22 protein-coding genes are annotated in these 22,685 nt (G+C 53.2%); 9 read left to right on the plus strand and 13 right to left on the minus strand.

Translation table 11 applies throughout. The features are described 5' to 3' along the window. The 9 genes from fliN to fliF form a co-directional block, all read right to left on the minus strand. Entirely contained in the window at positions 1-414 is a 414-nt protein-coding gene (gene fliN / locus IM303_RS05530) for a flagellar motor switch protein FliN (RefSeq protein WP_003859592.1), read from the minus strand. After that, on the minus strand, positions 411-1,415 hold the full coding sequence (gene fliM, locus IM303_RS05535; RefSeq protein WP_028013703.1) for a flagellar motor switch protein FliM: 1,005 nt from the start codon (positions 1,413-1,415) through the stop codon (positions 411-413). Before fliM ends, fliN begins: the two co-directional genes overlap by 4 nt. Before the next feature lie 4 nt (positions 1,416-1,419). Then, positions 1,420-1,890, minus strand: a complete 471-nt coding sequence (gene fliL / locus IM303_RS05540; protein WP_021241388.1) for a flagellar basal body-associated protein FliL — start codon at positions 1,888-1,890, stop codon at positions 1,420-1,422. A gap of 106 nt (positions 1,891-1,996) precedes the next feature. Beyond that, complete coding sequence (gene fliK / locus IM303_RS05545) at positions 1,997-3,229, minus strand: flagellar hook length control protein FliK (RefSeq protein WP_193359695.1); 1,233 nt, start codon at positions 3,227-3,229, stop codon at positions 1,997-1,999. Beyond that, positions 3,226-3,669 carry a flagellar export protein FliJ gene (fliJ, locus tag IM303_RS05550; RefSeq protein WP_006811155.1) on the minus strand — a complete coding sequence of 148 codons (444 nt, stop codon included), beginning with the start codon at positions 3,667-3,669 and terminating at the stop codon, positions 3,226-3,228. The genes fliK and fliJ overlap by 4 nt, the downstream gene beginning before the upstream one ends. 21 nt (positions 3,670-3,690) lie before the next feature. After that, complete coding sequence (gene fliI, locus IM303_RS05555) at positions 3,691-5,061, minus strand: flagellar protein export ATPase FliI (protein ID WP_023330814.1); 1,371 nt, start codon at positions 5,059-5,061, stop codon at positions 3,691-3,693. Beyond that, positions 5,061-5,768 (minus strand): flagellar assembly protein FliH, encoded by a 708-nt coding sequence (fliH, locus tag IM303_RS05560; protein ID WP_049000119.1) that lies wholly within the window; start codon positions 5,766-5,768, stop codon positions 5,061-5,063. The genes fliI and fliH overlap by 1 nt, the downstream gene beginning before the upstream one ends. Further along, positions 5,761-6,759 carry a flagellar motor switch protein FliG gene (gene fliG / locus IM303_RS05565; RefSeq protein ID WP_014832476.1) on the minus strand — a complete coding sequence of 333 codons (999 nt, stop codon included), beginning with the start codon at positions 6,757-6,759 and terminating at the stop codon, positions 5,761-5,763. The genes fliH and fliG overlap by 8 nt, the downstream gene beginning before the upstream one ends. Continuing rightward, positions 6,752-8,431 carry a flagellar basal-body MS-ring/collar protein FliF gene (gene fliF / locus IM303_RS05570; RefSeq protein ID WP_193359696.1) on the minus strand — a complete coding sequence of 560 codons (1,680 nt, stop codon included), beginning with the start codon at positions 8,429-8,431 and terminating at the stop codon, positions 6,752-6,754. Before fliF ends, fliG begins: the two co-directional genes overlap by 8 nt. Positions 8,432-8,659: 228 nt before the next feature. Here fliF and fliE point away from each other — a divergent pair, with 228 nt between their 5' ends. Next, positions 8,660-8,974 (plus strand): flagellar hook-basal body complex protein FliE, encoded by a 315-nt coding sequence (fliE, locus tag IM303_RS05575; protein WP_013097729.1) that lies wholly within the window; start codon positions 8,660-8,662, stop codon positions 8,972-8,974. 74 nt (positions 8,975-9,048) lie between these two features. Beyond that, positions 9,049-9,462, plus strand: a complete 414-nt coding sequence (gene yedD / locus IM303_RS05580; RefSeq protein ID WP_049000124.1) for a lipoprotein YedD — start codon at positions 9,049-9,051, stop codon at positions 9,460-9,462. 102 nt (positions 9,463-9,564) lie between these two features. Here yedD and amyA read toward each other — a convergent pair whose 3' ends face one another. Genes amyA through fliD form a run of 4 tightly spaced genes read right to left on the minus strand, consistent with a single transcriptional unit; the run spans position 9,565 to position 13,335 of the window. Beyond that, positions 9,565-11,052: an alpha-amylase gene (amyA, locus tag IM303_RS05585; RefSeq protein WP_047367839.1), complete on the minus strand. Its 1,488-nt coding sequence runs from the start codon at positions 11,050-11,052 to the stop codon at positions 9,565-9,567. A gap of 52 nt (positions 11,053-11,104) precedes the next feature. Beyond that, positions 11,105-11,479, minus strand: coding sequence for a flagella biosynthesis regulatory protein FliT (fliT, locus tag IM303_RS05590; RefSeq protein ID WP_049000127.1), 375 nt, complete (start codon positions 11,477-11,479; stop codon positions 11,105-11,107). Next, positions 11,479-11,889, minus strand: a complete 411-nt coding sequence (gene fliS, locus IM303_RS05595) for a flagellar export chaperone FliS (RefSeq protein ID WP_049000129.1) — start codon at positions 11,887-11,889, stop codon at positions 11,479-11,481. The genes fliT and fliS overlap by 1 nt, the downstream gene beginning before the upstream one ends. A gap of 9 nt (positions 11,890-11,898) precedes the next feature. Continuing rightward, positions 11,899-13,335 (minus strand): flagellar filament capping protein FliD, encoded by a 1,437-nt coding sequence (gene fliD, locus IM303_RS05600; RefSeq protein WP_193359697.1) that lies wholly within the window; start codon positions 13,333-13,335, stop codon positions 11,899-11,901. Positions 13,336-13,702: 367 nt separating this feature from the next. Here fliD and IM303_RS05605 point away from each other — a divergent pair, with 367 nt between their 5' ends. The 7 genes from IM303_RS05605 to dcyD all read left to right on the plus strand — a co-directional run bounded on the left by IM303_RS05605 (position 13,703) and on the right by dcyD (position 22,672). Further along, positions 13,703-14,554, plus strand: coding sequence for a flagellin domain-containing protein (locus IM303_RS05605; protein ID WP_049000131.1), 852 nt, complete (start codon positions 13,703-13,705; stop codon positions 14,552-14,554). A 92-nt stretch (positions 14,555-14,646) separates the two neighbouring features. Continuing rightward, positions 14,647-18,324, plus strand: coding sequence for a glycosyltransferase (locus IM303_RS05610; RefSeq protein ID WP_192987302.1), 3,678 nt, complete (start codon positions 14,647-14,649; stop codon positions 18,322-18,324). 68 nt (positions 18,325-18,392) lie between these two features. Next, on the plus strand, positions 18,393-19,196 hold the full coding sequence (locus tag IM303_RS05615) for a glycosyltransferase family 2 protein (RefSeq protein WP_053087964.1): 804 nt from the start codon (positions 18,393-18,395) through the stop codon (positions 19,194-19,196). Positions 19,197-19,365: 169 nt separating this feature from the next. After that, the gene (locus tag IM303_RS05620) at positions 19,366-20,085 is read left to right on the plus strand and encodes an RNA polymerase sigma factor FliA (protein ID WP_014170714.1); all 720 of its coding nucleotides are present in this window, start codon (positions 19,366-19,368) and stop codon (positions 20,083-20,085) included. 54 nt (positions 20,086-20,139) lie between these two features. Then, positions 20,140-20,691: a flagella biosynthesis regulatory protein FliZ gene (gene fliZ / locus IM303_RS05625; RefSeq protein WP_028013680.1), complete on the plus strand. Its 552-nt coding sequence runs from the start codon at positions 20,140-20,142 to the stop codon at positions 20,689-20,691. Positions 20,692-20,777: 86 nt separating this feature from the next. Then, complete coding sequence (tcyJ, locus tag IM303_RS05630; protein WP_028013679.1) at positions 20,778-21,578, plus strand: cystine ABC transporter substrate-binding protein; 801 nt, start codon at positions 20,778-20,780, stop codon at positions 21,576-21,578. A gap of 107 nt (positions 21,579-21,685) precedes the next feature. Next, the gene (dcyD, locus tag IM303_RS05635) at positions 21,686-22,672 is read left to right on the plus strand and encodes a D-cysteine desulfhydrase (protein WP_045260342.1); all 987 of its coding nucleotides are present in this window, start codon (positions 21,686-21,688) and stop codon (positions 22,670-22,672) included. The last annotated feature ends 13 nt before the right edge of the window (positions 22,673-22,685 follow it).

Here is a 22,685-nt window from a genome sequence, read left to right on the forward strand (position 1 = left end):
TTAACGGCTCAGACGACGCATGCGTTCAGACGGGGTGATGATGTCGGTGATGCGCACGCCGTATTTATCGGCAACCACCACCACTTCACCCTGGGCAATCAGATAACCGTTGATCAGAATATCCAGCGGCTCGCCGGCCAGGCCGTCAAGGGCCACAACTGAACCCTGCGTGAGGCGCAGCAGCTCTTTAATGGTCATCCGGGTGCGTCCCAGTTCAACGGTCAGCTTAACCGGGATGTCCATAATCAGGTCGATGTCCTGCAGCGTGCCGCTGACGTCGCCGCCGCCTAACTGCTGGAATACCGCGTCCGCCGCGCTTTTTGTCGGAGTCGTTTTTTGCTCGTTTAACGCGTCAGCCCACAGATCGTCCAGTGCTCCGCTGTTTTCATCGGACGGATTGTTCATGTCACTCATTTGGGCTGTTCCTCATTCAGCGAATTCAAAATCGGGTTGATCAAGTGCTCAACGCGTAACGCATACTGACCGTTAATCGTGCCGTACTGGCTTGTAAGTACGGGGACACCATCTACGTGGGCAATAATGCGGTCGGGTTTGTCTATCGGCAAAACGTCGCCGGGTTGTAATTTCAGGATCTGGGATAACCGCATCGAAATGTCGGCGAAGTTCGCCACCAGCTCCAGCTGCGAGTGCTGCACCTGGCGCACCAGGTTTTCACGCCAGTTCTGATCTTCGTTGCGTGAGTTCTCCAGCGGCGGGTTAACCAGCAGCTCGCGCAGCGGTTCAATCATGCTGAACGGCAGGCAGATGTTGAACTCACCGGTCAGGTTACCGATCTCCACGTGGAACGGCGTATTGACGACGATATCGTTCGGGGAGGTGGTGATATTGGTAAATTTCACCTGCATCTCAGAACGGACGTACTCCACTTCCAGCGGGTTAATCGCTTTCCACGCGTCGCTGTAGGATTCCAGCGCCAGCTTCAGCATGCGGTTAATGACGCGCTGCTCGGTGTGGGTAAATTCACGACCTTCCACTTTGGTCGGAAAACGCCCGTCGCCGCCGAACAGGTTATCCACCGCGATGAACACCAGGCTTGGGGAAAACACCACCAGACCGGTGCCGCGCAGCGGCTTCAGATGAATCAGGTTAAGGTTGGTTGGCACCGGCAGGTTGCGGGCAAACTCATGATACGGCTGGATGCGGATCGCACCGACCGTGATATCCGGGCTACGACGCAGCAGGTTAAACAGCCCCATACGGAACTGACGTGCAAAACGTTCGTTAATGATCTCCAGCGCCTGCAGACGTTCACGTACCACGCGACGCTGGGTATTGGGATCGTAAGGACGAATATTATCGTCGCCGGTGAGACCCGGTTGCGGGTCGTCACTCTTATCGCTGTCGCCGTTAAGCAGCGCGTCGATTTCTGCCTGAGAAAGAATACTGTCGCCCATGTCGTTACCGCAGAATAAAGGCTGTGTACAGAACGTCAGTGACTTCCTGCTTAGGTTGACCGTTTACCAGCGGGGTGGCCAGCGTCTGCTTGATGGCGTCGACCAGCTTTTGCTTACCCACGTCGGTAGCCAGCGCGGAGGCGTCCTGACGAGAAAACAGCAGGAGAAGGCGGCTACGCACTTCCGGCAGATAATCGTTCAGGCGCGCGCGGGTTGCTTCGTCCTTCAGGCGCAGCGTAATACCGACATACAGCACGCGATCCGCATCACCGAGGTTAACGGTGAAGGTGTCCAGAGGGAAAAAGACCGGCGCCGGCGGTGGGGCAGGTTCGGCTTTGGCCGCAGCGGTTGAAGGTTCCTGCTGCATACGCCAGTAACTATAGCCCGCGGTAGCGCAGGCGGCGAGCGTGATCAACACCAGCAGCGGGATCCAGATGGAACGCTTGCTTTTTTTGGTGATAGCGGAGTCTGTCATCTGATACGAGCTTCCTGTTTCGGTACAGCTTAATAAGGTGATTATCCCGTGTCCTGCCGTCGTCAAAGCGTGGAAAAGACGGGGATAATCACGCTACCTCTGGCGTTTAGGCGAAGATGTCTACGGCACCGTTACCGCGCGCCGCGGATTGCAGGGCGGCAGGGGTCGGCAGGAGCTCATCGCTCTCTTCATTAAAACCGCCGTGCTGGCCCGGGCGTGAAGCATGGTGCTGCTGGGATGAAGACTGTTGTTGCCCGGCAAAGCTCTCGCTGCTGACGCTGCTTTGAGAAAGCTGAATGCCGTTCTCCGCCAGCGAGGTCCGCAGGACCGGCAGCGCGGCCTCCAGCGCCGCGCGCACGTGACTGTGCGCAGAGACCATCTGCAGCTGTGCCTGGTTATCGTCCAGCTTCAGCGAGATTTGCACCTGGCCCAGATCTTCCGGGTGCAGGCGCAGCTCCGCCGTCTGCTGGCCCTGCTTAGTGAACAGGGTGATGTGCTGGCTCAGGGACTGCTGCCATTCATGTGTGCCCAGAGGCTGGCTTAGCACCGGGGCGGTGGCAACGGTTGCGGCAGGCTGGCTGGCCGCATGGCTGGAGATAATCGGCGCCAGGGTAGCGGTCGGCGAAGATGACGAGGAGGCGCTGGCGAAGTCCTGCTTCTCAGCGGCTGCGGCCACGACCGGTGCGGCTGGCGCGTTGGCGGCGAGATCCGGACCGTTGTTCTTCGCCTGGCTCTGATAGGACGCAGAAAGCGGCGCTTTATCATGGCTTCCCGCAGGCGCGTTCAGGGACGGCGGCTGTCCCGCACCGTTTTGCGAAAGCGTTGCTGAACTCAGCGCCGAGGTGGCGTGAACGCCGTCGCTGCCTGCCGCACGAGAGGCGGTCGTCTGCTGGTGCGGCAGCATCGCCATCAGCGCGCTTAGCCCCGCCAGCTCTTCTTCGCTCAGCTCGGTTTTAGCGTCATCTTTACCGTTGGCCGCGGTGAGCGTCTTAAGCGCGTCGCCCTTTGACAGCGGTACCAGCCCGGAGACCAACGTTTCAAGCGGCGCGGGCTCCGACGTTTCAACGCCATTCAGCGCAGGCTGACGCGAGAGCAGGTCGGCAATTTTGGCCTGCAGAGCGGTATCGCCTTTGGCCTCCTGCGCGACTTTCGACAGCTTGCTGCCGGCGGCTTTCAGGTCCGCCAGGGTGAGCGGCGCATCGTTGCCCTTGCCCGTTGCATCCGTCAGGGCGCCCGCCAGCAGGGAGAGAAAGTCCTGTGCACCCTCGGTGCCTTTCCCTGTTTGCATGCCGCCTGACGGGTCGCTGTCGCTCATCAGCAGTTGTTGCAGTGTGATCATTCCGGTTTCCTCATTGATGCGCGCTGGGCAAACTCATCCATTTTCTTCTGATCCAGGCGGTTTTCCGCCAGGGTCGAGGCTGCAATCTGCCGGTCCTGTAAGGTCTGCCAGGCCTGCAGCCGCTGTTTTTTCTCGCGCCAGAAATTCAGCGCGGTATCGACTTTTTGGGTCCACTGGTTTAGCTGCTGGCGGTGCTGCTCTATCGCCTTCTCGAGCGTCTGGATAAACTGCTGATAGTTAATCCAGCGCTGGCTGCCAATGCCCTGCGTCATATCGGTATTGAGGTTGGTGCGATATTCATGCTGATAGTCGATTAACATCTTCAACTGTTCTTCAGCCTGCTGGCACCCGCGTCGCATTGCGCCAAGCTGCAATGCGGCATCATCAACTTCTTTTTCAGCCAGATCTTTCAGCGTTGATAACGCGCTGTTTTGCGCCATGACCTTCGCCCTCCACCTGTGTTACACCTGCGGGAAAATCAGCTCCAGCGCCTGGATTGAATCTTCCCAGTCGGCACGCTCAAAAATGCCCTGTTGTAAAAACGCCTCCAGCTGCGGCCACAGGCTAATCGCCTTGTCGAGCATCGGGTCGCTGCCTTTGGCATACGCCCCCACGCTGACCAGATCGCGGTTGCGCTGGAAGCTGGAAAGCAGTTGTTTGAAGTTACGCACGCGGGCGTAGTGCTTCTCGGTAATCAATGCCGTCATCGCACGGCTGATGGACGCTTCAATATCAATCGCCGGGTAGTGCCCGGCTTCGGCCAGGCGGCGCGACAGCACGATATGGCCGTCCAGGATCGCGCGCGCGGAGTCGGCAATCGGGTCCTGCTGGTCATCGCCCTCGGTCAGCACCGTATAGAACGCGGTGATGGAGCCGCCGCCGCTGATGCCGTTCCCCGCACGCTCTACCAGCGCCGGAAGTTTGGCGAAGACCGAAGGCGGATAGCCTTTGGTGGCCGGCGGCTCGCCGATGGCCAGCGCGATTTCACGCTGCGCCATCGCATAGCGGGTGAGGGAGTCCATGATCAGCAGCACGTGCTTGCCGCGGTCACGAAAATCTTCGGCGATACGGGTGGCGTAGGCGGCACCCTGCATACGCAGCAGCGGCGACACGTCCGCCGGCGCGGCGATCACCACCGAGCGGGCGCGGCCTTCCGCACCCAGAATGTTTTCAATAAAGTCTTTTACTTCGCGACCACGCTCGCCGATCAGCCCCACGACAATCACGTCGGCCTGGGTATAGCGCGCCATCATGCCGAGCAGGACGGATTTCCCGACGCCGGAACCGGCGAACAGGCCCATGCGCTGTCCGCGCCCTACGGTGAGCAGGGCGTTAATCGGACGCACGCCGGTATCCAGCACGTGCTCAATAGGGGTACGCTGCAGGGGGTTGAACGGCTGGGTAATCAGCGCGCCGGTTTCGGTGGTGTCCGGCGCGGGCAGGCCATCCAGCGGCTTCCCGCTGCCGTCCAGCACGCGGCCGAGCAGGGCAGGGCCAAGCGGCAGCTGTTTCCCGCTTTGCAGCCCGTCGCCGCTGATGTTTTTCGCGTATACGCGCGCGCCGGGCAGAATGCCTTCCACCTCTTCAAGCGGCATCAGGAACAGGCGCTGGCCGTTAAACCCGACCACTTCGCTTTCCACTTCACGCGTTTCCTGCCCATCCTGACGCTCAATGACGCAGGTCGCACCCAGGGGAAGCTGCAGGCCGGTGGCCTCCAGTACCAGACCGGTGGCGCGCGTCAGTCGCCCATAACGACGAACAGATGGCAGTTGCGCCATCTTCGTCTCAAAGTTGTCGAGCGTGGTGAGCCAGCGGGTAAGGCGTGCGGTCATCAGACGACTCCCGGTGCCGCCAGGCGACACAGTTCCTGCCAGCGGGTGGCGACGCTGGCATCCAGGTCGCCTTCATCGGCAGAGACTTTGCAGCCGCCATGATGTAACGACGGGTCGCCGCGCAGACGCCAGCCGTGCAGGCTAAGCGTTGCGCCAAGGCTCTCTTCAACGCGCTGCAGATCGTCCGGGTGGACGCGCAGCTGCGGTTTGCCGCTGAACAGCGGTTCCTGCTGAAGCAGACCCTGAATTTGTTTGATTAGCGCGGTGTTATCCACCACGGGCGTCTGGCCGATAACCTGACGCGCCGCCTCCAGCGCCATCTGCATCAGACGCGAGGCAATCACGCTGTCCAGCGCGTCCAGCGTGTGCTGGAACTCGCTGACCAGCTGCTGCATTCGGGCATGGATCGGCGCCTGCTGCTGGCGCGCCTGATCGATGCCGTGCTCTAACCCTTTCGCCAGGCCTTCCTGATACCCCAGTTCGTGCCCCTTCTGGCGGCCTTCGTTCAGACCGGCGTTATAGCCCTGCTCGTGCGCCTGTATTTGCAGCTGGGCCAGCATCTGCGCTTGCTGCTCCTCTTCGCTCAGCTCGGGCTGTTCAACGTCCGCGTCGGGCTCTGCGGACGAGACCACCGCGGGCGTGAATTCGGCAAGGGGAGGGGCCAGGTCGTCCGGCGTCCAGCGCTTCCACGGCAGCTCATTAGACATAGGTGTCGTCTCCGCTGCCAATCACCATCTCGCCGGTTTCCGCCAGACGACGAACGATAAGCAGGATGGCTTTCTGTTCGTTTTCCACCTGAGACAGACGAACCGGGCCACGGTTGGCAAGGTCGTCGCGCAGGATATCCGCCGCACGCTGGGACATGTTGCGCAGGAACTTCTCGCGCAGCGGCTGTTCGGCGCCTTTGAGGGCGATAAGCAGCGACTCGGAATCCACTTCCTGGAGCAGGCGCTGGATGCTGCGGTCGTCCACTTCGACGAGGTTTTCGAACAGGAACATCTCGTCGATGATTTTCTGCGCCAGCTCGCCGTCGAATTCGCGAACCGCCGAAATGACGGCTTCTTCCTGCTGCGTTTTCATCAGGTTGATGATTTCCGCCGCCGTTCTTACGCCGCCCATTTTGCTGCGCTTGAGGTTCTGGCCGTCGAGCAGGTTGTTTAGCACTTCGGTCAGCTCCGCCAGCGCGGCCGGCTGAACGCCGCCGAAGGTCGCGATACGCAGCATCACGTCGTGACGCAGGCGCTCTTCGAACAGGGCCAGAATATCGGCCGCCTGACCACGTTTGAGGTGAACCAGGATGGTGGCGATAATCTGCGGGTGCTCGTCGCGAATCAGGTCTGCGGCGCTCTGCGGCTCCATAAAGTTGAGCGTTTCGATACCGCTGGCGGTATCGCGGGTTTCCAGAATGTCTTCCAGCAGACTGGCGGCACGCTCTTCACCCAGCGCCTTGACCAGCACGGAGCGCAGGTAGTCGTTGGCGTTGACGTTCAGCGCGGCAAACTGTTCGGCTTCCTGTTCAAACTCTGACAGCACTTCGGTCAGCTGTTTGTTGGAGATTTGACGCACGTTGGCCATCGCCGCACTGAGAATTTGCACTTCTCGCTGGGAGAGGTGTTTAAACACCTCTGCCGCGCGATCTTCGCCAATGGTCATCAGCAGGATGACGCTTTTATCGGTGCCCGTAAGCGTATTACTCATGTTCGTTACCCATCCACTGGCGGATGACCAGCGCCACGACGCGCGGATCGTTATCTGACATTTCGCGAATGCGCTGGCTCATCACCTCAGCGCCCATGCGCTGGTTAGCACGACGCTGCTGCATCTGTTCATCTTTGCTGAGGCGAACTTCAACCGCTTCTTCCGTTTCCTGACGCGTATTCATCTGCTCGCGAGCCGCTTTTTCGGCTTCAGCACGGCGCTGGAGCTGAGGACGAACGCCCTTACGCCACAGCAGCCACGCGACAATCAGCACCAGCAGCCAGCGGCCTGCGGACATCAGCTGGTCGATAAACGCCTGCTGTTGCCAGAACGGCAGTTCACCGCCGGTCTCTTCAACCGAGTTAAACGGAGAGTTCACGACGTTGAGGGTATCGCCGCGCTTCTCGGAGTAGCCCATCGCTTCGCGGGTCAGGTTCTCAATCTGCTTCATCTGCTCGGCGGTTAACGGCAACGGTTTGCCGTCCGGCAGGGTTTTGTAGTTCACCACTACCGCAACGGAAAGACGCTGAATATCGCCCGCGTTCAGCTTAGTGTGGCGGATCGTCCGGTCCACTTCATAGTTCGTGGTTTCGTTACGGCTGCTGGAGCGCGGACCGGCGTTATTGGTCGTTGAGGTGGTCTGCTGATTATTTTGCTGACCGTTCTGCTGGTTGGCCGGCGGCGTTGAAATCGGCGCCGCGTTTGCCGGCGCTGGCTGGTTAGAGAGCGCGCCCGGCACGCCGCCAGGGTAGGCCCCGCCGATCTGTTCGCTGGAGTTTATCTGGCGTGAACGCATGACCGCCTGAGCCGCATCGCTGTTCGGGCTGTATTGCTCTTCGGTTTGTTCTTTATTAGAGAAGTCAATCTGCGCGGTCACCTGGGCGTGCACGTTGCTGTTGCCCACCACTGGGCCGAGGATCGCTTCGATGCGGCGCTGGAGACGGCTTTCAACGTCGGCGGCGTATTTCAGCTGCGCGTCGTTGAGGTCACGCCCGGCGGTATTGGATTGCGTCAGCAGGTGTCCGCTTTGATCCACCAGCGTCACGTTACCCGGCGGCAGGCCGGCGACGGCGCTGGAGACGAGATGCGTTACCGCGCTGATTTGCCCTTCGTCCAGCGCGCGGCCGGGCTCGAGGTTCACGGTAACGGAAGCTGAAGGGGATTTCTGTTCCCGAACAAATAAAGAGGGTTTAGGCATTGCCAGGTGCACGCGGGCACTCTTCACCGGGCCTAACGTTTCAATGGTGCGGGCCAGTTCGCCTTCCAGCGCACGCTGATAGTTCACCTGCTCGCTGAACTGGCTGATGCCGAATTTTTCCTGGTCCAGCAGCTCAAAGCCGACCGCGCCGCCCTTTGGCAGGCCCTGCTGTGCCAGGCGCAGACGAAGCTCGTGCACTTTATCCGCCGGTACCTCAAGCGCACCGCCATTATCGGCAAAGCGATACGGGATGTTCATCTGGGTAAGCTGGGTGACGATGGCGCCGCCATCCTGATCGGAAAGGTTGCTGTAGAGCGTGCGGTAATCAGGGCTTTTCGCCCATAAAACCATCGCTACAAGGATCGCAATTGCGGCAGCGCCTGCCACGATCAACGGGATTTTAGGATTCGCGCGAAGGCGGTTCATCCACTCGAGTGATTTATTTTGTGGCGCTGTCGATGCTGTTGCACTCATTGCGCACCTCTTAAATCCTGGTGGTTTACGTTATTCGTGTAGAGAAACAAAACTGACTCCCGGGTCGGCAAACACGACAAAAGTTCCATATTGATGGCCCTGCCATTATTTGACGATTCCGGATTTTCTATGCGTCAAATAACCTGGTTTTTTCACGCTATTTACCGCCATTATCTTATTGACAAGCTGTTAGTCTTGACCGCGTAAAAAACCATCCAGGGGAGAGTCATGGCTATACAGGGCATTGAAGGGGTCATCAGTCAGTTGCAGGCAACGGCGATGACGGCCCGTAATCAGAATGTGGCAGAACAGCAGCCGACCATCAGCTTTGCGGGGCAACTGCATGCCGCTCTTGACCGTATCAGCGATACCCAGACCGCTGCGCGTACGCAGGCGGAGAAGTTCACCCTCGGCGAGCCGGGCGTGGCGCTCAATGATGTGATGACCGATTTGCAAAAAGCCTCGGTTTCCCTGCAGATGGGGATCCAGGTGCGTAACAAGCTGGTGTCGGCGTATCAGGAAGTGATGGGCATGCAGGTTTAAGCCCCCTTGATCTTCGCTGGCAGCCTCAGCGCTTTAATGCCACAATATTTTTTTCTTCGAATGCAGGAAAGATGATGAAAAAAATAGCAATTGCTGGCGCGCTGCTGGCACTGACCGGGTGCGTTCAGGTCGATAACTATAATGACGTGATCAAGCATCCCGTCCCGGCGAACCTGGCGGGATACTGGCAGTCGAAAGGGCCGCAGAGCAGTCTGGTCAGCCCTGAAGCGATTGCCACACTGGTGTTGACGGAAGAGGGCGATACGCTGGACTGCCGCCAGTGGCAGCGTGTGATTGCCGTACCGGGTAAGATCATGCTGCGTTCAGACAGCTATTATAACGTCACACGCAAGCTGGATATCTATCCGCTGGAGCGCGACGGCGCTACGCTTGAATATGACGGGATGGAGCTGCAGAAGGTTGATCGCCCAACGGTGGAATGTGCGGATTACCTGAGCAAGAATCCGCTGGAGAGTAAACTGCCCTAAGGGTAAAAGCAAAACGGCAACCTCGTTGCCGTTTGTGGTGTTTGCGCCCTCTCCCTGTGGGAGATGGACGGGGTGAGGGCATCAGGCCGCACGTTTCCCGTTCTACAACGCATCCTCAATCACCCACACGCTGACGCTTCCCCCTTTACAGGTAAAGGTGCCTTCGCCATCCGCCGCGGTGGTGACCGTTTCTTCACGATTGCCGAGAAAATCACGCCACGTTTTGTTGCCGTAGTTTTCCCCCAGGCAAATTACCTTCTCGCCGTCGTCGCCGTTCGACATCACCACCACGCAGCCGGGATCGTCTTCCGTGCCGCTGCGGCTGAAGGCGATGCAGTTTGGATGGTCAAAAAAGAGCGTCTGCACGCCGTGGGCAAAACGCTGGCGGGCGAGGATCAGCTCGTGAAGCTGCTCAATCACCGGCATATCAATATGGTACGTTTCACCGTCCCCTCCCGTATCGTCATAGCTTGCGCCGAACAGATCCGGATAGAAGACGCTCGGCACGCCGTTTTCCCGCAGCAGGATCAGCGCGTACGCCAGCGGTTTAAACCAGGCTTCGACCGGGGCTTCCAGCGCCTGCAAGGGTTGAGTGTCGTGGTTCGCGACGAGGGTCACCGCATGGAACGGGTCGGCCTCCACCAGCGTGCCGGTGAAGATCTGGCTCATGTCGTAATCACGTCCCTGGCGCGACGCTTCGTGGAATTTCATCTGCAGCGGGGCATCAAACAGCATGGTTTTACCGTCGACCTGGTCAATATAGGCCTGCAGTTTATCCACCTCGTGAGACCAGTATTCCGCCACGATAAACAGCGGCTGTTCGGCGACTTCCTGAACGTGCTCAATCCACTCTTTGTAAAACCAGGCGGGAATATGCTTGACGGCGTCCAGACGAAAACCGTCGCAGCGTGTCTGTTCCATGACCCAGCGGGCCCAGTATTTGATCTCCTCGGTGACGGCGTGATTGCGAAAGTCGATGTTTTCGCCCATCAGGTAATCGAAGTTGCCCATCTCATCATCGACCTGGTCATTCCAGCCTTCGCCGGTGTAGTCGTTGACGATTTTAAAGATCCCGTCTTCATCCGGGTTTTCAATATGGTCGACGCCGCTAAAGCATTTGTAATCCCAGATAAACTGCGAATATTGCCCGGCGCGGGCGGGGAAGGTGTAGCGAGTCCAGGCCTCACACTCGATGATTTCATCATCAATTTGTGTACGGTCCTGTTCGTTCACGCGCTGCACGCGGACAGGCTCTTTCTCATCAGCCCCCATTTTGTGGTTCACCACCACGTCCAGCAGGACGGCAATCTCGTTGCTTTTGAGGGCGTCGATGGCTTCCAGCAGCTGCGCTTTGTCACCGTATTTCGTGGCGATACTGCCTTTCTGGTCAAACTCGCCGAGGTCAAACAGATCGTAAGAGTCATAGCCAACCGAATACCCGCCGGAAGCCCCTTTATACGCGGGCGGCAGCCAGATCATGTTGATGCCGATTTCATTAAGATTGGGGGCTAACGCCGTGACTTCTCGCCACAATTCACCGCCAGCGGGGTAATACCAGTGAAAGCATTGTAACAGGGTGGGGTTTTTCATCGTCCGTGCTCCAGAAGCCATATGGCAGACTTCTGGAGTATGGATGAAGAAATCATAATTGTGTGTCGCGGGTAACACTTTCTGGATAAAGAATATTCCCTGACAGCTTTCCATAGGTAGAGGTGATGGATTGCTGTTTGCCGGTTTGATCGATGAGATGCCTAAGCTCATCCATTCGAATTGCCAGTAACTCTTTGAGTTGACTTTCATTTTTGAGCACGTTTTCAAGCAAGAATCTGGCCTGTTCGATATGGGGCCGTGGTGCTGATGCTATTGGATTAAGCGAAATATTTTCAATAAGTTGAACATAAGTGATTTCTTGCGTGATGAGATCGTCCCACTGGCCTGCTTTAGCCAGCTTGAGCATTGAAAGGCTGAGATCATGTAGCGCCTGCCAGGCGCTAAGAGCAGAGTTGGGGTTGTTCATTAAAAATTATCCTGGTGAGAGGAGACATTAGAGCCAATTTGTTTCCACGCGTCAGCAATGTTATTCAATAAGTCCTCAACTTCGACAATTGCCCCTTCGTCATTACGTAAATTAGCGTGTAAGAGACGACGAATCATATAGTCATAAAGTGCTGCAAGGTTCGCAGAAAGCGGACCTTCAATCTCCATGTTCAAACCAGCCTTCAACCCGTTGTCGATGATATTTATCGCTTTCGACAAAGCTTCACCTTTTTCGGCAACACGACCCTCGTTGAGAAAAAGCCGAGCACGGACAAGGGCACTGAGTGCCCCGTCAAAAAGCATGGTCACAAGTTGGTGCGGATTTGCACTCATTACCGCACTTTCAAGACCGATTTGTTGATATGCACGCGCACCAATTTGTGAGTACATGATTATTCCTTAACTGCTGGACGAACTAAATTGCTGTTTCAGATAGGTGGATGTATTGTTCATTTTGCTCATCAACGTATCCAGATTCGTGAATTGCGCCTTATATCGCGCCATTGTGGCTTCTATATTTGCTTCCATCGCGTCATAGCGTTGATCAAGCGTTTTAAGCGTCGTGTTTATACCGTCAGTCGCATTCTTGATAATCCCTTCTTTACCCGCGGTCGTGCTTAACATGTTTGTGAGCATCGTGCCCATTTGTGTCGCAAGGCCGGTTGCTTTCCCATCACCGGCAAAATATTCCTGTACCGCTTCTGGATTATCCGTTAAGGCTTTGCTCAATTTGGTCGAGTCAATCTTAAGATTGCCTAACGAACCGTCGGCCCCCGTCGCGGTATCTTGCGTGACACCCAGCTGAGCCAGGATTGCATAAGAGCCTGACTGCACCTCAGTTAATAATCCGCGTAGCTGAGATTGCACCGAGCGTACCGTGCTATCGCCAATTAACGCGCCGTTATTTGCAGACTGGCTTTCACCGGCATCAACCTTTATATATTTGGTGACGGATGTAATGGTCGACTGTAAAGCATTATAGGCAGTTACCCAGTCAGTTATGGCTTTTTGAGTGGTGTCAGCAGCACGAGTAATATCCAGATTTTCACTGCTCGTGCTCTCATTTTTAAGACTCAGGGTAATACCCGGCAGGGCATCAGTAATCGTGTTAGTTGAACGCTCAATCGTGATGTCGTTGATAATAACTTGCGAATTTTTGGATGCCGTCTGTTGATTCATCACGCCTGTGTGAGTTGAAGAATCATATCCAATGATATTTTGTAATGTGCTGTCGCCCGAGACGCTCACCGTCATATCATTTGCTGTACCAGATGTTTTAGAGGTCAGCATTAAAGTGTAGTCACCGTCTTTCGCTTTAATGACGGTAGCAGTAACGTTCCCGTTCGCTTTGTTGATCGCGCTGGCGATTCCATTTAATGAGGTATCGGAATCACCGAGCGTAACGGTCAGCGGCGTTGTCGAGCCGGCTTGTGCAATGGTTATCGTACGAGTTCCACCCGTTGTTGCGCCTAACTGCGAGGTCGCGCTAGCCTGACTCGCAGTAGTCAGTACCTGTGCTTTTGCCAGCGATTTAACCTGAACGGCATAGCTGCCGACGGTGGCTCCCGTTGCCGTGGTTGCCGTAAAGGAGGTATTGGTCGATCCGACTGCTGTTGCGTTCCATGTGTCAGTTTTAGAGAGTGCTGCAGTGGCGGTATTGAGCGTTTGCATCGCACTTTGCAGCTTACTGAATGCGCTGAGCTGCGCATTATAAGAGGTTTGCTGATTCGTTATTGTTGTTAATTTTGTTTTTTCAGCGGTTTCAAGGTTAGTGTAGAGCGTCTGTAAGTCCAAACCTGAGCCGACGCCAAGACTACTGATTGTTGCACTTGCCATTAGATTGTTTCCTTTAGTCAATGGTAGTTTCAGCTAGTTATCGGCGAGAGGAGAAAATAGTTTAATCATTAGTTGATAAAATTATCGGCAGAATAAGCGGCATTCCTTTCGGCATATACCCTCTTTGTTATCGGTAGGAAGGATGCAGTTCGGGGATATTTCTTCTTACAATAAAAGGCTGAACGCCAGTAGAAATCGTGGTTTTTTACCATGCTGATGAATATTTTTCATTTAAAATCAGTTAATTAAAAAAAACTCAATGAAAATTCTAAAGTCTTCATGACGTTCGTCGATAACCTTTTTGACGGTGAGAGACGCCGTGAGTGTTAAGCACCGACCCTAGAATCCAATTTGAAGGAATTAAAATATGTCAGTAATCAATACTAACCTGTTATCCCTGTCTACTCAGAACAACCTGAATAAATCTCAGTCTGCTCTGGGTACTGCGATTGAGCGTCTGTCTTCTGGCCTGCGTATCAACAGCGCGAAAGACGATGCTGCTGGTCAGGCGATTGCTAACCGCATGAATTCACAGATCAAGGGCATGACTCAGGCTGCTCGTAACGCCAACGATGGCATCTCTATGATTCAGACTGCTGAAGGCAACCTGAACGAAATTAACACCAACTTGCAGCGTATCCGTGAACTGTCTGTACAGGCAGCAAACGGCACCAACCAAGATACTGACATGGCCTCTATCAATACCGAGATCAACCAGCGTCTATCTGAAATTGACCGTATCGCAGGTGCTGCGAACTTCAACGGTAAAAACCTGCTGGATGGTTCTCAGAGCGGCGGCGTAACCATTCAGGTTGGTGCGAACACTAAAGCCGGTGATACCATCAGCATCGGCTCTGATTCTCTGATCAATGCTAAACTGAGCTCCCTGGCATCGGGTACTGCACTTTCTGGCGGCACTGCAGCAATTAGCGACAACGCCACTGCAAAAGCGGTTATTGATGCAGTTGATACTGCTCTTAAAGGTATCGACGGCGCGCGTAGCAACCTGGGTGCAATGCAAAACCGTTTCGAATCTACAGTTAACAACCTGAACAACTCAGTGACTAACCTGTCTGCTGCACAGTCTCGTATCCAGGATGCTGACTACGCAACCGAAGTGTCTAACATGTCACGTGCACAGATCCTGCAACAGGCTGGTACTTCTGTACTGTCTCAGGCAAACCAGGTTCCTCAGGCAATGCTGTCTCTGCTGCGTTAATTCTTACGCCCTTGATATTTCAAAACCCGGCGTTGCCGGGTTTTTGTTATATTGCCTCACTCCACTTTTATGTTGATAGACTTGAAAATATTATGCGCAAAATTTTACTTACCATTGACAGGTTCGAACACTACGGTCAACACGAGAGTATATTTTTTGATTTGATAGAATATTTTCATCGTCATAACTGGCAGGTCGATGTTGTTGCCAAAACAACGGGTCGGTATTGGCTCAACAATTTAAATGTCATAAATGAAAATAAAAACATTCGGTTATTGGAACAACCCAATGGTAAGTTGCATGCTTCCTACGACCTGATGTGGATATTTAACGGCTATATCCCGGCCGTACTGAATACGACTTTTATGCGAGGAGATTGTGTTTCCAGGGTCTTCTTTCATCATTTTTACAGCTATGCTGACTATGATTTACCCTATGGCGCAGATGCTGAAAATGCGCTTTCTAGCACCAGTTTTGCCTGCTCAACCGCCAGCTATGTCCGCTTAGTTGAAAAGGGCATTAAACAACCGCGGATCAAGATTTTTCCGCTTACCATTAATAATCAATTTTCTTCTGCCGGAAGGGTCTTCACAGATAAACTCGAAAAAGCACTGCTGATTTCTACTGGTTATAATAAGAATTTAGTGGAGCTTATTGAGTTATTCAAGACCAAAAATATTGAACTAGATTATTATAATCTGGACTCTGCGCCTGGCCCCGTAACCCCAGAATTGCTGTCACAATATCAGCTAATTATTGGCGATGAAGCGCGCGCTGTATATGCCATGAGTATGGGGTTGCCGGTTGTGATATCAGACGGTATTTCCTCGCATGGTTATCTAACAGAAGCAAATCTGTTGGAACGAACTGATTATCATTTTGCACTGACAGGTGCTTCCAAAATTGTTAACCAAAACCGCTGGGTCAAAGAAATCCTTGACGGTTACCCGCAGGCAGCCTGCTGGGCCTGGGAATACCGGGCTGAAGCAAACGCGCAATTTTCTTTAGACACCTGCGTAGGCAAGATACTGGATCGTTTACCTGCGCCGAAAAAACTACAAATTTCGCAGGAACAGCACAGTAACCTTGAATTTCATCGTAAGGTTATGGACAGTTTTGGGGAAGAAACAACGCGATCGGTGAGTAGTTGGATAAATGAAAGAAAACCAACTCCGCTGCGTTCCGCTATTATAGGGACTTTGCTTCAGTCTTTCCCTACCTGTGCCAGTATTACTGTCATAATTATTGATCGCGAAGGCGATAGAAATAAGCTGCGTGCGAGTTTGCTTTCTGTTAATAACCAAACACTAAGTGCCGACGCAATCATCGTAGTAGGAAAACTGCCATCATTTGATATTAACGATTGCCCGACAATACGCTTCGTGGATAATCTCAACCGGGCGGTGGATGAAATCACGTCAACTAATCTGCTCATTATGGACTCGGGCAATACTCTGGAAGAGCATGCGCTACTTACCTGTGCCGAGTTTACGATGCGTGATCCCCGGCGGGAACTTTGGTATTTTGACGAGCTCGTTATACGTAATGATGATGAAGATGGCTTAATTCTGAAGCCGGAATGTGATATAGATATGCTGCGTGCACATCCTTACATCGGTTCCAGTGTCTTTGTTTCAAAAGATGCAGTAAGTCGCCACAATGACTTTAATACTGACTATCAGTATTTGAGTCATATCGATATTTGTTGGAAATTAATTGAAGAAAAAGGTCCTCTCGTAATCGGCCATATTCCTGAGGCGTTGATCTCCGGGACCATCAGCATTAGTGAGTGGTGTAAAAATCCCGCCATCATGGATGAAATGAAAATCATCACTGCCGCGCATCTTTCACGCTGTGGCATACATGCAAAGATCGTAGCTGGCGAAGAGCCTGGCGTTCAGTTCGTGATGTATCAACTTCCAGCCATCGCAAAGGTGTCGGTGATTATTCCAACACGGGACCGTCTGGTGTTACTCCAGCGGTGTATAGACTCTCTGATGGAGAAAACGGCGTACCATCTGTATGAAATTATTATTGTTGATAATGGTTCTACTGATGAAGATGCGAGAAAGTACTTGGACCAGCTTGAGTCCATGCAGTTGGCGCAAATTAAAGTTCTGCGCTGGGATGCGGCGTTTAACTTTGCCTCTATCAACAACTATGCCAGCCGTTATGCAACAGGTGAATACCTGTTGTTTATGAATAATGATATTGAAATTAATGAAGGCAACTGGATGGGGGCATTGCTCGAACTCGCTCAACGCCCGGAAGTCGGTATAGTAGGTAGTAAACTTGTCTATCCTGATGGCACGCTGGAGCATGGTGGGTATATCACGGGCATCAATGACGGCGTGACTGTCTGTGGGAGAGGAAGCTCTCAGGAAGAAAGCGGCTTTCTTAGCCGGTTGAAGATCCCTCGGGGCGCTCATGCAGTAAGTGCGGCCTGCATGATGATGCGTAAAGAAGTATTTGATGAGCTTGGCGGATTCGATGAAGAGAATTTCCCGATCTACTACGCTGACGTTGATTTGGCATTAAAAGCAAAAGCGCAAGGTTATATCACCTTGTGGACACCTTTTAGCAGCGTTAAGCACCTTGGCGGAGCTTCGCGTTTGTTCCCAGAAAAATTTTCAGTCGCTACTCATGCGGATGAAGCATGTCATGATGCGCTACTTGATAAATGGGGAGCAGAACTGGCACGTGATCCTTATTATAATTCTAATATGAACCGTCTCGGGTCGACATTCAGCCTAAATACACGTATGTCGCGCTTACCGAATGCGCTGCCAGGAAGGCCGTTACCTGTGATCATGGGGACCCACATTAACTGGACAGGATGTGGTAATTATCGCGTCATTAAACCTCTTCATGCACTTCAGCAAGAGCTGAAAGCTGATGGTGGATTGATCTTGGGACTGCCAACGGTGATGGAAGTGGCCCAATTCCAGCCCGATCGACTGATTCTTGAAGTACCTATTGCTGATGATATTCCTCAGACAGTAAAACGCTATCGTCAGGTCTGTAATGCCAAAATTATTATGGAATTTGATGATTACTATTTAGACGTCCCGGAGAAAAATATTTTCAGGGAGAATGTGCCAAAAGACATTCAGAATCGCCTGAGTTCAGCCCTTGCTCTGGCCGACTGGGTTGTTGTTTCGACTGAGCCGCTGGCTGAAGCTTATTCTCGTTTCCATTCGGATATCCGTGTGGCAAAAAATCGTCTGGATATGGAACTGTGGGGAACCCTCAAGTCTGCTAAACGTTGTGGCAAAAAACCTCGTGTAGGCTGGGCAGGAGGCTCGAGCCATACGGGCGATCTTGAAATATTGTTACCTATCATTCATGAATTACAGGATGAAGTGGAATGGGTGTTTATGGGGATGAAACCTGCAGGTGTCAATTGTGAATTCCATTTACCTGTACCTTTTGAACATTATCCGCAAAAGTTGAGTGAACTTGATCTTGATCTGGCATTGGTCCCGCTTGAACAGAATCGGTTCAATGAATGTAAAAGTAATCTTCGTCTCTTAGAACTGGGAAGTTGTGGATTCCCCATTATCTGCACCGATATCGAACCCTATCGCTGTGGCCTGCCCGTTCATCGGGTAAAAAATACCCCCAGTGCGTGGATTTCTGCTGTTCGTGAGCATATTTACGACAGGAATGCACTTAATAAGGCTGGGGAACAACTGCGCAACGCAGTACACCGAGACTGGATGCTAAGAGAGAGTGGTCTGGATGATTGGCAACGTGCCTGGATAGGCTAATGCTTGTACCCAAGTGGGAAAGCGTCAGAAACTGGCGGTGTCTGAAACGAAGAATAGGTAAATGATGTATGTATCAGGGTGAAAAAATTGGTGTGGGGATCGTCACTTTTAATCGTAAAGACGGTTTGCTTAAACTATTTAACTCTCTGCCGCGCCAATATATTGATGAACTGGTTATTATTAATGACGGACAACATTATCCTGAGTATTCAGGTCTTGATTGTTGTTATATTTTGAATGAGGAAAATCTCGGGGTCGGGTGCAGCAAAAATCGGGCCCTGTCATATCTGCAAGAAAAAGGCGTTGACCACTATTTTCTTATTGAGGATGACGTTTTTGTTAAACGGGATGATGTTTTTCTTCGCTATATTGAAATGGCCCGACTCACAGGCATACAACATTTTAATTTTAGTCAGCATGGGTTACTGAATGTTAATCCACAGGGACAGCCACTCGTGCGAATGCGGTGCGATTATGCAAGTGAAAAACTATTTATGTTCCCTTCCTGCGTGGGAGCATTTAGTTACTACACTGCATTGGCGCTCGATACAGTGGGTCTGATGGACGAACGTTTCTATAATGCTCTTGAGCATGTTGATCATACTATTGCGATTATTGATGCTGGCATGCATCCTCCGTTCGGTTATTTTGCAGACATCGCAGACTCACAAGATTATATTGGTGATGAAGGATGGAGTACTAAGCAATCCACAATTTCAGGCGAACTCACTTTCAGGGCGATAGTGACAGTGGCTTTGCAACGTTTTAAACAAAAGCGTGGTCTCATGCCTACTGATATTACTATTGAGAATACAAAAAAAGTCACTCGGCAATTGGAAAAAATCTATAAAAAATATGCAGTTAGTCATTAAAGAGTGCATTATAACATTCAGCAAGCCAGTTGCGGAAAAACCACTGGCTGCTGTTTTTCCTGATCTAATCTCAAAATAACCCCCCATTTCACCCATTATTCATCCAATTGAACGCCCTGCAGAATCGGATAATCATGCCGATAACTCAACTAACGCAGGGCTGTTTATCGTGAATTCACTCTATACCGCTGAAGGTGTAATGGATAAACACTCGCTGTGGCAGCGTTATGTCCCGCTGGTGCGTCACGAAGCATTGCGCCTCCAGGTGCGTTTGCCGGCGAGCGTGGAACTTGACGATCTGCTACAGGCGGGCGGTATCGGGTTATTGAATGCAGTTGACCGATACGACGCTCTGCAAGGAACGGCATTTACGACTTACGCAGTTCAGCGTATTCGTGGTGCGATGCTGGACGAGCTGCGCAGCCGCGACTGGGTGCCGCGCAGCGTTCGCCGCAACGCGCGCGAAGTGGCGCATGCGATGGGGCAGCTGGAACAGGAACTGGGACGCAACGCAACGGAAACCGAAGTGGCGGAACGTCTTGGCATTGCTGTTGAAGAGTATCGTCAGATGTTGCTCGATACCAATAATAGCCAACTCTTCTCCTATGACGAGTGGCGCGAAGAGCATGGCGATAGCATCGAGCTGGTGACGGACGAGCACCAGCAGGAAAACCCGTTACACCATTTAATGGAAGGGAATTTACGCCAGCGCGTAATGGAAGCGATTGAAGCTCTGCCCGAGCGCGAACAGCTGGTGTTGACCCTTTATTACCAGGAAGAGCTTAATCTCAAAGAGATTGGCGCGGTTCTGGAGGTGGGGGAGTCGCGGGTTAGCCAGCTGCACAGCCAGGCCATTAAACGCTTACGAACCAAACTGGGTAAGTTATAGGTGATCCAATCACCCGAAAAATGCCGCACAACGTATTGACAACCAGGAGTTATCATGACGGTGCAGCAATCTAAAAGACGGCCTTTAAGCCGCTACCTTAAAGACTTTAAACACAGCCAGACGCATTGCGCCCACTGTAACAAATTACTCGATCGTATCACGCTGGTTCGCCGCGGCGAGATCGTGAATAAAATCGCTATCTCTCGCCTCGACACGTTAATGGATGAAGCCGCGTGGCTCGAAGAGCAAAAAGAGTGGGTGGCGCTTTGCCGTTTCTGTGGCGATCTCCACTGCAAAGAGCAAAGCGACTTCTTCGATATCATCGGCTTCAAACAATTCCTGTTTGAACAAACGGAGATGAGCCACGGCACCGTGCGCGAATATGTGGTTCGCCTGCGCCGTCTTGGGCAGCATCTGAGCGTTAACAATATCTCTCGCGATCTGCTGAAGACCGGTTACCTGGATGAAAATCTGGAGCCGTGGCTGCCTGCAACCAGCACCAACAACTACCGTATTGCGCTGCGCAAGTATGCGCAATATAAGGTGCAAATGCCGGGTTCCGTGAAGCAGAAAGCGCTCGCCGGAACAACTTCTGATATATATTAAAAAAGAATAAGATGTAGCACAGTCGCCTTTGACGTTGCAGGCGATTTCTCTACACTACGTAAAAATTCCACTATATCGGGGTATTTATGAAATTTGCACTTCTGGGTCGTCAGGCGCTGATGGGTGTTATGGCCGTCGCGCTGGTTGCGGGCATGAGCGTGAAAACGTTCGCTGCAGAAAACCTGCTGAATAAAGTAAAAGAGCGCGGTACGCTGCTGGTCGGGCTGGAAGGAACCTATCCTCCCTTCAGCTTCCAGGGCGATGATGGCAAGCTGACCGGTTTTGAAGTGGAATTTGCAGAAGAACTGGCGAAGCACCTCGGCGTTAAAGCCTCCCTGAAACCGACCAAATGGGACGGTATGCTGGCGTCGCTGGATTCAAAACGTATTGACGTGGTGATTAACCAGGTGACCATTTCTGACGAGCGTAAGAAGAAGTATGACTTCTCCACGCCGTACACCGTGTCCGGTATTCAGGCGCTGGTGAAGAAAGGTAACGAAGGCTCCATTAAATCCGCTGCCGATCTGAAAGGCAAAAAAGTCGGCGTCGGTCTGGGAACTAACTACGAAGAGTGGCTGCGCCAGAACGTTCAGGGCGTGGACATCCGCACCTATGATGATGACCCGACGAAATATCAGGACCTGCGCGTAGGCCGTATCGACGCCATTCTGGTTGACCGTCTGGCCGCTTTGGATCTGGTGAAGAAAACCAACAATACCCTGGCAGTAGCGGGTGATGCGTTCTCTCGTCAGGAATCCGGCGTGGCCGTCCGTAAAGGCAACGAGGATCTGGTGAAAGCCATTGATTCCGCGATTGCTGACATGCAGAAAGACGGCAGCCTGAAGGCGCTGTCTGAGAAGTGGTTCGGGGCCGACGTCACCAAATAAGTCGCTGACCTGGAAAAAAGGCGCTTTTAAAAGCGCCTTTTTTATTTCTTACGCGTCTGCGTGCATAATGAAAAATATCACATTTTGTCTGAGTTACCGGAGAGTCCATGTCACTACAGAATTTAACGCGCTTTCCCCGTCTGGAATTTATCGGTGCGCCGACGCCGCTGGAGTACCTGCCGCGATTTTCTGATTATCTGGGACGCGATATTTTTATTAAGCGCGATGACGTGACGCCGATGGCGATGGGGGGCAATAAGCTGCGCAAGCTGGAGTTTCTGGCGGCCGACGCGCTGCGCGAAGGCGCGGATACGCTTATTACTGCCGGGGCCATTCAGTCCAACCATGTTCGTCAGACGGCCGCCGTGGCGGCAAAACTCGGTCTTCACTGTGTGGCGTTGCTGGAAAACCCGATTGGCACGCGGGCGGAAAACTATCTGTCCAACGGTAACCGTCTGCTTTTAGACCTGTTCAACGTGCAGGTGGAGATGGTGGATGCGTTGACCGACCCGACCGCACAGCTCGACGATCTGGCTACGCGTCTGGAAGCGCAGGGTTTCCGCCCCTACGTTATTCCCGTCGGCGGTTCGAACGCGCTGGGCGCGCTGGGCTATGTGGAAAGCGCGCTGGAAATCGCCCAGCAGTGCGAGGGCGCCGTTAGCCTCTCGTCGGTCGTTGTCGCCTCCGGAAGCGCGGGCACGCATGCCGGGCTGGCGGTGGGGCTGGAACAGCTTCTGCCGGATGTCGAGCTGATTGGCGTGACGGTTTCCCGCAGCGTCGCGGACCAGAAGCCAAAAGTAGTGGCGCTGCAACAGGCGGTGGCAGAGCAGCTGGAGCTGAAGGCCAGGGCCGAGATCCTGCTCTGGGATGACTATTTTGCGCCGGGCTACGGTACGCCTAATGAAGAGGGGATGGAAGCCGTTAAGCTGCTGGCGCGCCTTGAAGGTATACTGCTCGATCCGGTCTATACGGGTAAAGCGATGGCCGGGCTTATCGATGGCATTGCGCAGAAACGCTTTAAGGATGAAGGGCCGATTTTATTTGTGCACACCGGCGGGGCGCCCGCGCTGTTTGCTTATCATCCTCATGTCTAAAAATCAGGTCGAA

This window comes from Enterobacter cloacae complex sp. P38RS, assembly GCF_014930775.1.
GTDB lineage: Bacteria > Pseudomonadota > Gammaproteobacteria > Enterobacterales > Enterobacteriaceae > Enterobacter > Enterobacter bugandensis.

Bases quoted from the DNA above. Each gene is read 5' to 3' on its own strand.
- fliN (WP_003859592.1), bottom strand. From the start codon at position 414: ATGAGTGACATGAACAATCCGTCCGATGAAAACAGCGGAGCACTGGAC.
- fliM (WP_028013703.1), bottom strand. From the start codon at position 1,415: ATGGGCGACAGTATTCTTTCTCAGGCAGAAATCGACGCGCTGCTTAAC.
- fliL (WP_021241388.1), bottom strand. From the start codon at position 1,890: ATGACAGACTCCGCTATCACCAAAAAAAGCAAGCGTTCCATCTGGATC.
- fliK (WP_193359695.1), bottom strand. From the start codon at position 3,229: ATGATCACACTGCAACAACTGCTGATGAGCGACAGCGACCCGTCAGGC.
- fliJ (WP_006811155.1), bottom strand. From the start codon at position 3,669: ATGGCGCAAAACAGCGCGTTATCAACGCTGAAAGATCTGGCTGAAAAA.
- fliI (WP_023330814.1), bottom strand. From the start codon at position 5,061: ATGACCGCACGCCTTACCCGCTGGCTCACCACGCTCGACAACTTTGAG.
- fliH (WP_049000119.1), bottom strand. From the start codon at position 5,768: ATGTCTAATGAGCTGCCGTGGAAGCGCTGGACGCCGGACGACCTGGCC.
- fliG (WP_014832476.1), bottom strand. From the start codon at position 6,759: ATGAGTAATACGCTTACGGGCACCGATAAAAGCGTCATCCTGCTGATG.
- fliF (WP_193359696.1), bottom strand. From the start codon at position 8,431: ATGAGTGCAACAGCATCGACAGCGCCACAAAATAAATCACTCGAGTGG.
- fliE (WP_013097729.1), top strand. From the start codon at position 8,660: ATGGCTATACAGGGCATTGAAGGGGTCATCAGTCAGTTGCAGGCAACG.
- yedD (WP_049000124.1), top strand. From the start codon at position 9,049: ATGAAAAAAATAGCAATTGCTGGCGCGCTGCTGGCACTGACCGGGTGC.
- amyA (WP_047367839.1), bottom strand. From the start codon at position 11,052: ATGAAAAACCCCACCCTGTTACAATGCTTTCACTGGTATTACCCCGCT.
- fliT (WP_049000127.1), bottom strand. From the start codon at position 11,479: ATGAACAACCCCAACTCTGCTCTTAGCGCCTGGCAGGCGCTACATGAT.
- fliS (WP_049000129.1), bottom strand. From the start codon at position 11,889: ATGTACTCACAAATTGGTGCGCGTGCATATCAACAAATCGGTCTTGAA.
- fliD (WP_193359697.1), bottom strand. From the start codon at position 13,335: ATGGCAAGTGCAACAATCAGTAGTCTTGGCGTCGGCTCAGGTTTGGAC.
- IM303_RS05605 (WP_049000131.1), top strand. From the start codon at position 13,703: ATGTCAGTAATCAATACTAACCTGTTATCCCTGTCTACTCAGAACAAC.
- IM303_RS05610 (WP_192987302.1), top strand. From the start codon at position 14,647: ATGCGCAAAATTTTACTTACCATTGACAGGTTCGAACACTACGGTCAA.
- IM303_RS05615 (WP_053087964.1), top strand. From the start codon at position 18,393: ATGTATCAGGGTGAAAAAATTGGTGTGGGGATCGTCACTTTTAATCGT.
- fliZ (WP_028013680.1), top strand. From the start codon at position 20,140: ATGACGGTGCAGCAATCTAAAAGACGGCCTTTAAGCCGCTACCTTAAA.
- tcyJ (WP_028013679.1), top strand. From the start codon at position 20,778: ATGAAATTTGCACTTCTGGGTCGTCAGGCGCTGATGGGTGTTATGGCC.
- dcyD (WP_045260342.1), top strand. From the start codon at position 21,686: ATGTCACTACAGAATTTAACGCGCTTTCCCCGTCTGGAATTTATCGGT.